The 13,514-nt window shown below is 71.1% G+C and carries 16 protein-coding genes and 1 pseudogene; 6 read left to right on the forward strand and 11 right to left on the reverse strand.

What is annotated here, in order from left to right; genetic code table 11:
* Nucleotides 1-3 precede the first annotated feature (3 nt).
* From HUT10_RS46570 to HUT10_RS46610, 9 genes are all read right to left on the reverse strand, one after another.
* The gene (locus tag HUT10_RS46570) at nucleotides 4-435 is read right to left on the reverse strand and encodes a hypothetical protein (RefSeq protein ID WP_176177056.1); all 432 of its coding nucleotides are present in this window, start codon (nucleotides 433-435) and stop codon (nucleotides 4-6) included.
* Nucleotides 432-746, reverse strand: a complete 315-nt coding sequence (locus tag HUT10_RS46575) for a hypothetical protein (protein WP_176177057.1) — start codon at nucleotides 744-746, stop codon at nucleotides 432-434. Before HUT10_RS46575 ends, HUT10_RS46570 begins: the two co-directional genes overlap by 4 nt.
* Complete coding sequence (locus HUT10_RS46580; RefSeq protein ID WP_176177058.1) at nucleotides 746-2,374, reverse strand: hypothetical protein; 1,629 nt, start codon at nucleotides 2,372-2,374, stop codon at nucleotides 746-748. The genes HUT10_RS46575 and HUT10_RS46580 overlap by 1 nt, the downstream gene beginning before the upstream one ends.
* Before the next feature lie 16 nt (nucleotides 2,375-2,390).
* Nucleotides 2,391-2,747: a hypothetical protein gene (locus tag HUT10_RS46585; RefSeq protein WP_176177059.1), complete on the reverse strand. Its 357-nt coding sequence runs from the start codon at nucleotides 2,745-2,747 to the stop codon at nucleotides 2,391-2,393.
* A gap of 15 nt (nucleotides 2,748-2,762) precedes the next feature.
* The gene (locus HUT10_RS46590) at nucleotides 2,763-3,218 is read right to left on the reverse strand and encodes a hypothetical protein (RefSeq protein ID WP_217709710.1); all 456 of its coding nucleotides are present in this window, start codon (nucleotides 3,216-3,218) and stop codon (nucleotides 2,763-2,765) included.
* A gap of 63 nt (nucleotides 3,219-3,281) precedes the next feature.
* Nucleotides 3,282-3,569 (reverse strand): hypothetical protein, encoded by a 288-nt coding sequence (locus HUT10_RS46595; RefSeq protein WP_176177061.1) that lies wholly within the window; start codon nucleotides 3,567-3,569, stop codon nucleotides 3,282-3,284.
* 3 nt (nucleotides 3,570-3,572) lie between these two features.
* The gene (locus HUT10_RS46600; RefSeq protein WP_176177062.1) at nucleotides 3,573-3,965 is read right to left on the reverse strand and encodes a hypothetical protein; all 393 of its coding nucleotides are present in this window, start codon (nucleotides 3,963-3,965) and stop codon (nucleotides 3,573-3,575) included.
* 11 nt (nucleotides 3,966-3,976) lie between these two features.
* Entirely contained in the window at nucleotides 3,977-5,083 is a 1,107-nt protein-coding gene (locus tag HUT10_RS46605) for a hypothetical protein (protein ID WP_254897341.1), read from the reverse strand.
* Between the two features lie 10 nt (nucleotides 5,084-5,093).
* Entirely contained in the window at nucleotides 5,094-5,912 is an 819-nt protein-coding gene (locus tag HUT10_RS46610) for a hypothetical protein (RefSeq protein ID WP_176177063.1), read from the reverse strand.
* Between the two features lie 300 nt (nucleotides 5,913-6,212).
* On the opposite strand from HUT10_RS46610, the gene HUT10_RS46615 reads away from it, so the two are divergent.
* Both HUT10_RS46615 and HUT10_RS46620 read left to right on the forward strand, forming a co-directional pair.
* Nucleotides 6,213-7,115, forward strand: coding sequence for an endo-beta-N-acetylglucosaminidase H (locus HUT10_RS46615; RefSeq protein ID WP_176177064.1), 903 nt, complete (start codon nucleotides 6,213-6,215; stop codon nucleotides 7,113-7,115).
* A 50-nt stretch (nucleotides 7,116-7,165) separates the two neighbouring features.
* Nucleotides 7,166-8,045 (forward strand): annotated as a pseudogene (locus HUT10_RS46620) (IS5 family transposase).
* Between the two features lie 30 nt (nucleotides 8,046-8,075).
* Here HUT10_RS46620 and HUT10_RS46625 read toward each other — a convergent pair.
* Nucleotides 8,076-8,627, reverse strand: coding sequence for an MOSC domain-containing protein (locus HUT10_RS46625; protein ID WP_176177065.1), 552 nt, complete (start codon nucleotides 8,625-8,627; stop codon nucleotides 8,076-8,078).
* Nucleotides 8,628-8,680: 53 nt separating this feature from the next.
* On the reverse strand, nucleotides 8,681-9,139 hold the full coding sequence (msrB, locus tag HUT10_RS46630; protein WP_217709711.1) for a peptide-methionine (R)-S-oxide reductase MsrB: 459 nt from the start codon (nucleotides 9,137-9,139) through the stop codon (nucleotides 8,681-8,683).
* A gap of 261 nt (nucleotides 9,140-9,400) precedes the next feature.
* On the opposite strand from msrB, the gene HUT10_RS46635 reads away from it, so the two are divergent.
* The 4 genes from HUT10_RS46635 to HUT10_RS46650 all read left to right on the forward strand — a co-directional run bounded on the left by HUT10_RS46635 (nucleotide 9,401) and on the right by HUT10_RS46650 (nucleotide 13,418).
* Nucleotides 9,401-10,192 (forward strand): hypothetical protein, encoded by a 792-nt coding sequence (locus HUT10_RS46635; protein WP_176177066.1) that lies wholly within the window; start codon nucleotides 9,401-9,403, stop codon nucleotides 10,190-10,192.
* Between the two features lie 274 nt (nucleotides 10,193-10,466).
* Nucleotides 10,467-11,876, forward strand: a complete 1,410-nt coding sequence (locus HUT10_RS46640; RefSeq protein ID WP_176177067.1) for a diacylglycerol kinase family protein — start codon at nucleotides 10,467-10,469, stop codon at nucleotides 11,874-11,876.
* The gene (locus HUT10_RS46645; RefSeq protein WP_254897342.1) at nucleotides 11,873-12,370 is read left to right on the forward strand and encodes a hypothetical protein; all 498 of its coding nucleotides are present in this window, start codon (nucleotides 11,873-11,875) and stop codon (nucleotides 12,368-12,370) included. Before HUT10_RS46640 ends, HUT10_RS46645 begins: the two co-directional genes overlap by 4 nt.
* A gap of 100 nt (nucleotides 12,371-12,470) precedes the next feature.
* A complete protein-coding gene (locus HUT10_RS46650; RefSeq protein ID WP_176177068.1) occupies nucleotides 12,471-13,418 on the forward strand; it encodes a hypothetical protein in 948 nt (315 codons plus the stop codon).
* Nucleotides 13,419-13,514: the final 96 nt, after the last annotated feature.

Raw genomic sequence — 13,514 nt, forward strand, 5'->3', positions numbered from 1 at the left:
TCGTCACACCTCCACGTTCGCCAGCAGCGTCGCCGTGTCCCCGGTCGCCGTTTCCAGGTCGACCACGACCGTCCACTGGCGACTGATGCGGGCGACCCGTCCCCCGTCCGGATCGGTGGCGAGTCGGTCCGGGTCGTCGTCGAAGGTGACGCGCCGGACCGCGCTCACCCTCGGATCGGCGGTCAGCGTGCCGACCAGGTTCAGCTTCAGCAGTTCCTTCACGATGCGAGTGCTGTTCGGTGCGGTGAAGGCCTGCTTCACGTCCAGCCCGTAGTCGGGGTCGAAGCGGTCGGACCCGAACGGGGTGAGCACCCGCAGGGTCAGTGCCTGGACGAGGTTGGCGAGCCCGGTGACTTCGGCCGGCCTGCCGCCCTCGAACACCAGATCCCCGTCGTGCACGAGGAATCCCCGGCCGAACGGGTCGGGCGTGGTCATTTCGCCTCCAGCTTGTCCTGGGCGGCGAGCTGGACCTGCCAGCCCGGTGCCGCGTTCGTGGTTCCCGCGGCCGTGTCGAGCACCACCTGGTCCCCGCCGATCGCCAGCGTGGTGGACAGGCCGGCGGTGACCTCGGTGATGTTCGTGCACTTCGGGTTGTTCGTGCAGGTCTCGATCTTCACCTTGAGCAGGTCGCTCCGGAGGAGGACGAACTCGCCGTCCACCGCGAGCAGTTCCTGGCTCGGGGCGACCTTGAACGGGAACCGGTGCGGGCACACCAGGATCGACGCGGCGGTGAGCACGGCGGCCATCAGGACACCGCCACCTTCGTGCCGTCGAGCTTGAGGCTGACCCCGCCGTTGGTGAGCGTGATCGGTTGGTGGTCCGTGGTGATGGTGACGCCGCCGTCGGCGCCGACGCGGATCCTGGTGCCGCTCTCGTGCTCGATCGTGATCGAGCCGTCGGACGGCGGGTCGGGGCGGGTGCCCACCTCGGGCAACGTGCCGGCACCGACCTGGACGCGCAGCCCGGCGGCCTGGATCACCCGGTGCCCGGTGGCGTCGGTGAGGTCGTTGACGCCGGGGCCGGTGGGCAGGCCGTCCGGACCGAGACCGGTGGGCAGCGCCAGCCAGTGGTCGCCCGGCCGGTTCGCCGGGCGGCGCAGCTCGGGCTCGTCCGTCCAGAGGAACCCGGCCAGCACGGCGTCGTTGACCAGACCGCGGTTGTGCGCCAGCAGGGCACGCATCCGCGGGTACACCGGCACGACCAGGCCCGTCCGGTCGAACGCGAACGCCGAGGAGATCGGCTTGCCGTGCAGTTCGGTCCCGCCGTCGACCGGGCCGGCGACGCTCGGCGCGGCGACGGCCGGATCCGGTTGCTGCGCGTACTGCAACGACGCCACGTGCCCGTCCGCCGTGTACTCGGTGACCTCGCCGACGTCGATCGCCGGGCGGTCGTCCTGCGCCCGGTCGACCAGTTCCCGCCACCGGTCCACGACGACCTGGACGCCGGTGGTGACCTGGGCCCGCCGCCCGGCTTCGGCCGCGATGAGCTCGAGCCGCGCGACGTACCCGCCGTCGGTGGTGAACCGGTGCAGCACCCGGGAAATCCGCAGGGTCCCCGAGGGCACCCCGGACAACCCCGTCACCTTCGCGACTTGGCCGACCCGCAGGAGCGGATGGCCGAGCACGGTCATGCTCAGCGTGCTGTGCACCGGCGGCGCCGGGGTGCTCGCGGTGTCCTCGCCGTCGAGGCTGTGCAGGGAAACGATGTTGGTGTCGGGGTCGAAGGCCACCGGTGCGGTGTCGGTCGCCGCGCCGACCGCGTCGCCCAGGAAGACGTCGCCGTCGCGCACCACCAGCGGCACGGCCGCCCGAGTGGCCAGTGCGCCCAAGGCGTCCAAAGTGGACCCGGTGCGCACGGTGAACCCGGTCAGGTCGCCCGGCAGCGTCGAGTTCGGGGCCAGCTGAACGCCGCCCGCCCGGCGTACCAGGTCTCGGGCGAACCGCACCGCGTCCGTGCCGGTGGCCTGGCCCGCGGCCGGCGTGTTCCGCAGCAGGTAGCCGGCTTCCTCCTGCCCGTAGAGGATCGTCCGGCCGTACCCGTCCTCGCCGACGCAGTTCACCACGCGGGTGACCCGGCCGACGAGCACCAAGCCGCCGTCGCCGGTCCTGGTCGCCACGTCGTCGAAGTAGCCCAGGCGAATGGTCGCGGTCACCGCCGTCGTCGCCTGGGCGGCGCGGACCAGGTCGGCCGTGTCCGTCGGCAGGTTGATCAGCACGACCTCGAACGTGTCGGTCGCCGCCCCTTCGGTCATCGTCACCGTGATCTCGGCGTCCAGCACGAGCGACCCGGCGAGGACGTCGTTGGACACGGTCACCGGCTGCGCCAGGCTGCCCGGTGACGTGACGGCGACCTGGTACCAGAGCGCGAAAGTCATGGTCTCCCCTCCCGTCTCACCGCGCCGCCACCCCGCCGACGACCTGCGAGCCGAACTCGCCGACACCGTTGAGGTTGCGGGGATCCAGCTGCATCGTGGGGAACGTCAACGCCAGTTCGCCGGCGTGGTAGGTGATCCCGGGCACCAGCTTCCGCCGCAGGATCGTGGTCGGCCCGGCGGGCTCCTCGCGGTCCACCGACAGCACCAGGAACGCTCCGTCGGCCGGCAGTTCGAGCAGCCCCGTCGTGTTTTCGAGCTGTTCCTCCGCGATGTTGGCGTACAGCCGGAACCGGTAGGTCCGGCCGGCCACGGTCAGCCGGAAGGCCTGCGGAAACCCGTCCGCCGGGTTGATCGGCAGCCGCCGGAAGCTCATGTCCTGACTCCTCGGTCACAGCGGATCACCCGGGACCCGGGCGATGGGGTTGGGCGGCGGTGCGCTCGGCACGGCCGCCGTGGCGCTCGCGAGACGCCCTTTCGTCGCATCGCTCGGCGTCGCGGCCTGCCCGGCGGGAAGGACCTGCACGAGCGTGATCGAGACGTCGAGTGCCTCCTTCTTGGCCACGCTCTGCGTGAACCGCAACGAAGTCACCTGCATGTTCAGCGTGGTGGTCAGCCCGGCCACCACGGCGATCCCGACCGCGGTCTGCCCGGTGGGCGCGTTGGCCACCAGCAGCCGGGAGACGAGGGCGACGCGCTCCAGCTCCCGCCGCTGGTCCAGCCGGTCGTCGCCGATCAGCACGGCCTCGATCACGATCGTCTGGTTCGTCGGCTGCGTGGCCTGCACGAGCCGGCTGCCCATGATCCGCTCGACGCGGTAGCCCTCGGTCACGGTCAGGCTCTGCACGTGTCGCAGTGCGACTGTGCCGACGAGAACCGGTTTGTTGGGTGCGGTCACGGCGTTCTCCGGTCAGATGCGGGTGTTCAGTTCGCGGTCGAGTTCACCGAACACGTGCTCGGCCACGCGCCGGACCTCGGCGTCGGGCAACGCCCCGACCACCTCGATCCGGACGGGGAAGTAGTAGTTGACGACTCCGCCGCCCTCCGGCCACGGCGAGATCGCCGCCTCGCTGCCCGGCTGCGGCACGATGTATTCGCCCTCGTGCACCAGCGCGATCCCGGTGCGTTCGACCCGGCCGCCGGTCGCGAACCCCGGCATCACCACGCTTTCGACACCGTCTTCCCCCTCGTCCGGCACGGCTCACGCCTCCAGGCCGACGGTCAGCGCCATGCAGGTGAAGGACGCCTGCGGGACACCGTCGATCACGACGTTGCTCGGGTTGGCCGAGGTGACGACGCACCGGGCGAACTTGATCGAGTCGAACGCCCAGTCATCGCCCTTCTTCTCGGCCACCACGACCTGGAACTCGGTGCCGCTCGTGGCGAGTTCGGTCAGGTCGGCGACCGCGGCCGCCACCGCGGGCACGCCCATGGTGAAGGTGAAGGTGAAGGGCTGGCGGACGAAGCCGGTGTTGTCCGCCTCGATGCTGTGCAGCACGGTGTGCGGCACGTTGAACGTCGGCGTGAAGGTCGAGATCGGCGTGATCGTCGCGTCGCCGAGCTTGACCTCGAGCCGCGTGTTCCAGTCGGCCATCGGATTTCCTCCTAGTCGAACTTCAGGCTGATCGAGATGCGGTGCACGGCGCCGGCGTACTGCAGCGCGGCCAGTACCTGCACCAGCCGCGCCACTTCGGCGTCGTGGATCCGCTGGGTCTCTTCGGCGGTCCGCGTCGCCGGGTCCTTGTCGAGCAGGGCCAGCAGCGGGACGACGACCTCGAAGCCGGTGAGCACGTCCGCCTCGAGCAGCGGGGTGAGGACCGCCTCCAGCTGGGCGATCAGCGTGCGCAGGCCGGACCGGGTGATCCGGACGTTGCCGATGGAGTTGATCAGCCGGGCCTTGAGCTGGAACGCCACGTCGTCGGTGAACCGGACGACGTCGATGTACTTCTTGCCGTGGCTCGAGTCGCCCGTGTAGCCCTCGCCCATGAACACGCCGTTGCCGGGGATGAGCGCCGGGGTGGTCAGCCAGTTGACGCCGGCCCCGGTCGGGCCGGTCTTGGCGGTTTCCGGCTGCGGGCCGTTGAGGGTCTCGATGTCCGCGGGTCTGAACGGCGGGCTGGTGATGTTCACCGGCTTGAGCAGCAGCGACACCGAGGGCTCGTAGCCGGCGATGGTGCCGGCGACCGCGGCCGCCGCGTCCTGGGTGCTGTTGTGGGCGATGTAGACCATCCGCTCGTTCGGCAGGATGACCCCCGGATCGGTCTCGCCCTTCTCCAGCATCGCCACGCCCATGCGCTCCGAGCCGTCGGCGCCGGTGTTCGACACCGAGGTGACGTGGTCGGAGAGCAGGTGGATCGGCCCGCCGTCGGCCTTGGTGGTGTCGGTGACCGGAACGTTCGCCAGCAGGACGAGCTGGACGTTCAGCGCGGCGACGGCGTCGAGCCCGGCCGCCCAGTCGGGTGCGGTGGAGGCCACCGGCACGCCGAAGACCAATTCCGGGCCGGGAGTCTGCAGGAACGCGAGCTCGATCGCGGTGCCCAGCTCGCCGGGGAAGGCGTCCTTCGCGTCGTCGGGATTGGTGAACAACACCGGCTTCGCGATCACGGCGGCCGTGGACGACGTCCGCCCCACCACCGCGATGGTGCCGAACGCGCGGGTCGCGGGCGCGAACAGGTTGACGATCGGGTCGACCCGGACATACCGAACTGCCATCAGATCCTCCTCATGTTGTGGGCACAAAGAGGCTGACGACGCCCTCTTTGCCGTAGAGCTGCTCGACGTCGGTCGCGGTGAGCCCGCCGGGCAGCCCGTCCGCCGCGACGACGACGGCCGTCGCGTAGGCCTCGGTCGCTTCGACCGGGAGACCGCCGGGCGCCGGGCCCGTGAACCCCTTCGCGGCTTCCCGCACCAGCCGCGTGGCCCGCAGCCCGGCCGCGAGGTCGAACGGGTCGGCGATCACGGCGGCCACCGTGACCGGCAGCGTGTGCCGGTTCGCGGGGTCGTCCGCGTCGAAGGTCCCCGGCCTGCGCAGCCGGATCTCGGTCACCACGTAGTCGAACGCGTCCCGCAGCTCCTCGACGGTGCTGATGCGGTGCTCGGCGAGGAACGCGTCGAGGTCGAAGAAGGTGAACCGCGCGCGGAACTCGTCCAGCGTGGTGAAGCTGTCGAAAGCTCGGGACAGCACGGATTCCGCGCCGCTGGGGTCCACCTCGGTGACCACGGTGACGTCGATCCCCGCCAGCAGGTCGATCCACAGTGGATCGGCCGGCGCCGGGCGGGTGAGCGTGAACTCGCCGCGGGTGAAGGAGGGCACGAGCCGGGACCACGAACCGTCCTGCCTGCCGACCGGGAACAGCGGCCGCTGCAGGCTCACGGTCCGCACGTGCACGGCGGTGACCTGGTCGATGCGTGCCGCCGACAGGTCGTAGGTCGCCGCGAGCATCGTCCTGACCCGGCCGGCGTCGCCGTCCGGCAGCAGCAACGCACCGAGTGCGGCAGGATCGCTCAATTCGCGCAGTGCGCGATCCGCGAACGCTGTCATGCGTGGATCCCCCAGCCGATCGACCCCCCGTGCGTCCACACGGGGGAAGCTGGACGCCACAGTCGCAAACCCCGTCGACAATCCGTCGACAGTCCATCGATGGTTGCCACCTGATCGGCCGCCCCGATAGTCCGTTAGTGACCATCCCCGGTGACTGCGGAGGCGGTGGGCGTCGCGTCCGACGAACGGCGTGGGCCGATCGAGCTACCGGCCGCGTTGCTTGATCACCGCTCTTGACAAGGTGCCGGAAAAGCACATACATGGGCAGTGGTTCAAACCACTCGTCAGGAGTTGATCACCGTGGTCAAACTGGGCCGGATCACCGCGTTGCTGGCAGGGGCCGCCCTCTTGGCGGCCACGACGACGGGCACGGGCGCGGCGAGCACGTCCGCCGCGCCGCGCAAGAGCGGGCCGATCACCGTGGCCTACGTCGAGGTGAACAGCAACAGCATGCTGAACGTGGGCAAGTACGCACTCGCCCAGGACGGCGGCAACGTGTTCGACATCGGCGTGATCTTCGCCGCCAACATCAACTACGACACCGCGGCGAAGTCGGCGTACCTGTACTTCAACCCGAACGTGCAGAGCGTCCTCGACAACGTGAGCACCCAGGTCCGCCCGCTGCAGGCCAAGGGCATCAAGGTCATGCTGTCGATCCTCGGCAACCACCAGGGCGCCGGCTTCGCGAACTTCCCGTCCCAGCAAGCGGCCGCGGCCTTCGCCAAACAGCTGTCCGACACCGTGACCAAGTACGGGCTCGACGGCATCGACTTCGACGACGAGTACGCCGAATACGGCAACAACGGCACGGGCCAGCCCAACGCCAGCTCGTTCGTCCACCTCGTCACGGCCCTGCGCGCGGCGATGCCCACCAAGCTGATCTCGCTGTATAACATCGGCCCGGCCGCGTCGAGGTTGTCCTACGGCGGCACCGACATCACGTCGAAGTTCAACTACGCCTGGAACCCGTACTACGGCACCTGGGGCGTACCGAACATCGCCCTCCCCAAATCCGGCCTTTCCCCCGCGGCGGTCCGGATCGGGGCGACGTCCACCAGCACCGCGGCCGGTTTTGCCCAGCGGACCGTGAACGAGGGCTACGGCGTGTACCTGACGTACAACCTCGGCGCCGGCGACTCACACACCTACATCTCCAGCTTCACCAAGCCGCTGTACGGCAAGGACGCCGTGTACCGGCCCTAGGGCCTGTCCTCAAAGCGGTGGTGGTTGATCTGCTTCGATCTTGAGTTGTGGTGCGCAGGCATGAGCTGACCGATGAGCAGTGGCAGGTGATCCAGCCGTTGCTGCCGGTGTCGGGTGCGAAGGGACGCCCGCGGGTGGATGACCGTCGGGTGATCAACGGGATGTTGTTCAAGGCCAAGACTGGAGTTGCATGGCGTGACCTGCCGGAGCGGTATGGGCCGTGGAAGACGGTCTACAACCGGTTCTGGCGCTGGTCACGCACCGGTACCCTGTCCGCGCTGGTGGCACAGGTCCGCGTGATCGCCGAGGCGATCGACGAACTTGACCGCGAGGTGTCGGTCGACTCCAGCATCGTGCGCGCGCATCAGCACGCCGCCGGCGCCCGCCGTGCCACCGCGTCGCACACAGGGGGCGAGCGGATCCTGCGGCGGGCATAACGAGCCAGGTGATCATGCCATCGGCCGGTCCCGGGGTGGACCCACGACCAAGATTCATCTCGCCTGCGACGGCCACGGCCGACCGCTGTCGATCGTGCTGACCGGCGGCAACGTCAACGACTGCACCCAGTTCATCCAGGTCATGGCGGGCATCGAGTTCCGCCGGCCAGGTCCTGGCCGGCCGGCGACCCGGCCGAGCCGGGTCCTGGCCGACAAGGGCTACTCCAGCCGAGCCATCCGCTCATATCTGCGTCGGCGGCGCATCCCGGCGACCATTCCCGAACGCCGTGACCAGCAGGCCAACCGGCGGCGACGGGGTCGGGCGGGTGGTCGTCCACCGGCCTTCGACCGCACTGCCTACCGGCGCCGCAACATCGTCGAACGCTGCTTCAACCGACTCAAGCAATTCCGCGCCATCGCCACCCGCTTCGACAAGACCGCCACCTCCTACCGGAGCATGATCGACCTGGCCACACTGCTCCTCTGGCTTTGAGGACAGGCCCTAGTCGCGGTGGGAGCCGCGTCAGGCGGTAGGGGAGTGCACCACGGTGAGGGTTGCGGGACCGAGCCGCAGGACCCCGTCGTCGAGCGGAGCGCAGCGGACGCCGCCGTGGCCGCGGAGCCCACGGAATGCGCCGGGGGCCAGCACCACGTCCATCCAGGCGCACGGGTGGGCCGGGCGGTAGGCCTGGAACCGGACCTCACCCGCACCGGAGTCGAGGCCGAAGACGGCTCCGGTCCCGCCGCGCGGTGCGGCCAGCTCGTCGACGGGAAAGCCGCGCACGACGATGTTGCGTCGCGGCAGGTGCGGGTCCGGCACGGCGGCGAGGCCGAGGTCGCGGGCGAGCACGTCGAGTGCCTCGGCGGCGAAGAGGGTGACGGCGGCCCGGCGGTGGGCGGGCCGGTTGAAGTACCGGTCACCGACGAGCCCGAGCCCGGCGCGCACGGTCACCTCGTCGCGCCCGACGGGTTCGGGGTCGGGCCTCGGGCCGTCCGCGGGACGGCCTTCGAAGGCGTGCACGGGCGAGACCAGCAGCGCGATGATCTCCACCGGGGCCGAGATCGTGTCCGGCATGGGCTCTCCTCGTCCGTGCCGGCGCGCGAACCGGGGTTCGCGCGCCGGGGTCCTCATCGGCTGCTGGTGAACAGGGTGCGGTAGTCGCCGTAGCCCGCGTCTTCCAGGTCGTCGAGGTGGATGAACCGCAACGACGCGGAGTTGATGCAGTAGCGCATGCCGCCCTTGTCGAGCGGGCCGTCGTTGAACACGTGGCCGAGGTGGCTGTCCCCGTGCAGCGAGCGGACCTCGGCCCGGATCATGCCGTGGCTGAAGTCTTCCCGCTCGACGACGTTCGACTTGACGATCGGCTTGGTGAAGCTGGGCCACCCGGACCGGCTGTCGTACTTGTCGACCGAGGCGAACAGCGGCTCGCCGGAGACGACGTCGACGTAGATGCCCGGCTCGTGGTTGTCCCAGTACGCGTTCGCGAACGGACGCTCGGTGCCGTCCTGCTGGGTCACGCGGTACTGTTCCGGATCCAGCCGCGACACGGCTTCCGGATTCTTGTGGAACTTGGCCTGCTGAGGCACAGCTCTCCCTTTCCCGCCTTCCGGCGCGAAGCTGGGGCACCAGGTGAAACGCACCTGGACGTGCAGACGTAAAGACGTGCGCCGCACCCGCGCTATTCCACCGGGCGGCCGGTCGGCGCGCGTGTTCTTCTTTCGTAAGGATCAGGCCCGAGTGGACTGTGCGGCGCGTGGCCCCGCCGCTCCGGAGCGGGCAGGATGGGGTGCGGGGAGTCGTGCTTGCCGGACGCGCGATCCCTTTCCGGCTCGAGGATTGGACGCGTAATGGGGCGCTCGTCGGTGTTCACCTTCCAGTACATCGCCATCGACACCGAGGCGGGTGTCACACCGGAAGAGTTCGAGACCTTCGTGCGCGCCGAAGGCGTCCACCTGCCCGTGTACCCGGGGTGGCGGTGGACTCTGCTGCGCGGGTTGCGCGGCGAGCGCACCGGGCAGTACCTGATGCTGTACGAGATCGAGAACGCCGAGCAGCGCGACCGGTACGTCACGGCCCGGGGTGAGCAGACCGAGCAGGCCCGGCGGTTCTGGGCGGAGCACCCGGAGGCGGAGGAGGTGCTGGCGCGGTGGCGGCGGCTGGGCACGTTCGCCGAGCTGCCGACCTTGTTCACCGACTACCGGCTGCTGGCCGACAACCCGCGGAGCACGGTCACGCCCGGCCCCCGCTACCGCGACCGCCAGGGGGAGGAGCCGGTCGCCCGGGTCATCGGGATCCACAACCTGGCGTTGCGCGCCGGGGTCACCGAGGAGGTGTTCGACCGGTTCATCGCCGAGAACCACCACCGGATCGACGACTACCCGGACTGGCGGTTCCACGTGCTCAAGGGCGAGCGGGGCAACCGCCTCGACCAGTACGTGATGATGATGGAGATCGCGAGCCTGGACGCGCTGGACGTCTTCTACCCCGAGCCCGACATCGCCACCGGCGAAGCCGCGGAGTTCGCGGCCGCCCACCGCGACACCAAGCAGATGTACGAGGAGTGGAAGCAGCTGGCCTCGTTCTCCGGTTCGCCGCAGATCTACACCGACTACCTCGCCGTCGCGGAGAACCCGGCGTAGGGGCCGGCCCGGTCATGACCGAGCCCTGCCGACGCCGGCAGGCTGTGGCATTCGACGGCCGCCACGATCAGGCGCAGCGCGAAGGCGGTCATGGACGTCCTCCTGCTGCCGTCGGCGGTCCGGGCGAGGCGGGCGCCTCACCCGGATCGTGCGAGCCCGTCCGGCATCGGGTGGCCCTCGGGCCGGGCCACGACGGTGCGCGGCGCAGGGTCACCCGCGACGGGTGACGACCCGGGGCCGCCCGGACCGCAGGGTCGGCCGCGGAGGTGTGGCGATGGCGAAGCGAGCGGACGGGCGGCCGACGGTCACCCGGCAGGTGGCCGCGGCGATCTCGTTGGCGGCATCGGCGGCGTCGTTGGTCGTGGTCCTGGGCGCGCTGATCCGGCACCCGCTGCAGCTGGTGCTCGCGGTGCTCCTGCTCGGGAGCGTCCTCGGTGCCGGGTGGGCCGCGCTGGTGCGCCGTGGCTTCGCGCGGGCGGCCGCGGCGACGGCCGGAATCGCCGCCGCGGTCCTGCTGGGGCTGCTGCCCGGCCTGCACGCCTACGCTCTGCTGGCGACGGCCGCGGGGCTGGTCGCGCTGTCGTTCGCGGCGGCCAGGACCGCTCTCGGCCACGATCTGGCGCGCACGCCCCGGATCCGCCGCGCGGAGCCGGCGTCGGCGGGCGTCCTGCTGCTCAACCCGCTGTCCGGCCACGGCGTGGCCACCGCGTCCCGGCTCGGTGAGCGGGCCCGGGCGCTCGGGATCCGGCCGATCGAGCTGCACGTCGACGACGACCTGCGTGAACTCGCGGAGCAGGCGGTGGCCGACGGCGCGGACATGCTCGGGATGGCCGGCGGCGACGGCAGCCAGGCCGTGGTCGCCGACGTGGCCCGCCGGCACGACCTGCCCTTCGTCTGCGTTCCGGCGGGAACGCGCAACCACTTCGCGCGCGACCTCGGCCTGGACCGGGACGCACCGGCCGAGGCGCTGGCCGCCTTCGGCGAGGCTGTCGAGCGGCGGGTCGATCTCGGCGTGGCCGGGGGCCGGGTGTTCGTCAACAACGTTTCGCTCGGGGCGTACGCCGCCCTGGTCCGGGCACCCGGCTACCGGGAGGCCAAGGCCGCCACGATCGCCGGCTGCCTGCCCGACCTGTTCGGCCCGGACGCCCGCCGCCCGCTGAGGTTTCCCGGCCCGGACGGCGATCCCGCGGCGGCCGCGGACATCGTGCTCGTGTCCAACGGCCCCTACCGGCTCGAGCGGTTGACCGGCCTCGGCCGCCGCGAACGGCTCGACCTGGGTGTCCTCGGGATCGTCACGGTCGCGGTCGGCCGGGTGCGGGACGTGCCGGAGCTGGTCGCGGCCGAGTTGTGCGGCGACATCGCCCGGTTCCCCGGTTACCGGGCCTGGAGCACGCCGGAGTTCGCGGTGGAGTCGGCGGACCCGCTCATCGACGTGGCCGTGGACGGCGAACCCCAGCGCCTCCCGTCGCCGTTGCGGATCGGCGTCCTGCCCGGTGTCCTGCGGGTGCGCCTGCCCCCGGATGCCCCCGGCACTTCTCCGGCGGCGATGGCCCCGAAGGGCGTCCGGCGGGCCCTGCGGGCGCTTTTGCGCGTGCTCGCCGGGCGTTCTGCGCGCGGGTGCCCGCCCTCCGTGCCCCGACGCAGTGTCTCGAATTCCGGCCCGGTGAAAGGAGATCGACGGTGAACGAGTCTTCCGGCCACGACCTCGCTCAGGCGCAGGTCGACGTCATCGCGACCGCACGCATCGACGGCGCGGACGCGATCGACGACGCCGACCGGTACGTCGTGTTGCAGCGCAAGAGCCAGCTGTTCCCCATGGTCGTGGCCGCGGCACACCGGCTCCGGTGCCTGCCGGTCTGGCGGGGGCGCGACGCGGTCGATCCGTCCTCGGTGGCGGAGACCGTCGAAGAAGCGGTGCTGCAGCTGGCGTTCTTCTGCGACAGGGAGCTCAACGCCACCCTCGAGCGGGTGCTCGCCGCGGTGCACGCCCGCGTCGAAATCGTCCGGCAGATCCACGCGGGGAGCCGACCGGGTTTCGGTGGCCGGGTCGACGAGAAGTACCGCGCGGAGGAGGAGGCCGGCCAGGGGCGGCTGGACCAGGCGATCGCGGGTTTCGTCGACGCCGCCCGCGCGGACCTGCGCATCGGCGGCTCGTGGGTCCCCCTGCGCCCGGCTTGACCGAGCGTAGGCGGCTGGCTGAGAAAACCGGTCAGAACTTTCAACTCCGGCGTCTTATAACGGTGTTACCACTCCGTCGACGACTCTGGGGAAATCCACGATGACCACTCGATCACGTCTGCGTGCGCTCGCTGTCGGGCTCGCCGCCACGCTGCCGCTGCCGGTCGGCACCGCCGCGGCCGTGGCCGATCCGGCCACGACGGTCAGCGTCAGCGGTTCCGGGCGCGGGCTGCTGCCGGGGGACCGGTTCCCGATGTGGGCAGGCGACCCGATCACCCTCGGCCTGGACGCCCGCGCGACACCGCGGCCCGGGAACCCCCGAAACGCCACCGGGCGGTGGCAGGCGGTGCACACCCGGCCGGACGGGACGCTCCACGCGGCGTTCGGCGGCACCGTCGACACGCTGACGGCGGCCGGCTCGGTCGCCGTGCTCAACGGCGTCGTCACCTGGAAGGACAACCCGGACAACCCGGATCTTCCGATGATCGGCACCCCGGTCGCGCTGAGCGTCGCCGACCGCCCCGACGGCGACCGCGTCGGTTTCGTCTGGGGTTTCGCCGGCGAGCCGGTCGCCCCGGGGCAGGCGCACGTGCCGTTCTTCGCGCTCGACGAGAGCACGCTCACCGTCCGCACACCGGTGCCCGGCCCGCACGGCGGCGCTCCCGGCAGCCGGGCGGGCCTGCCCGAACGCCACGTCGCGGGCACCCTCGAGCTGGGTGACCGCACGATCACGGTGAACGCGCAAGCACCCGCCGGAGCCCCACCGTCGGCGGCGACCGGCACGATCACCGTCAACGGCGGGGCGGCAACGACGTTCGCCGCGACGGTCACGGAACTCGACGCGAGCGGCCCGGCGGTGATCGCCACCGCAACGGTGACGACGGGCAGCGACCCGTCCCTGATCGGCCGCCGGATTTCGGTGTCCGTCTACGACGGCGGCCCGCGCGACTGGGCGGGCGTGGTGCTTCCCGGGCGGGAAGTGCTGCCGTATCAAGGGATTCTGCCGTGGCGGCCGGCGATCCGGAGTGACCTGACGGTGCTGGATTGAGCACGAGGGCCGTCGATCGACCTTCGGCCGTGCTTCCTCCGTCGGCTCGGCCTGGATCGGCCTGCTGCCGGTCGAAGCGGGCGGGGGCCGGTGATC

The sequence above is a fragment of the Amycolatopsis sp. Hca4 genome (assembly GCF_013364075.1).
GTDB lineage: Bacteria > Actinomycetota > Actinomycetes > Mycobacteriales > Pseudonocardiaceae > Amycolatopsis.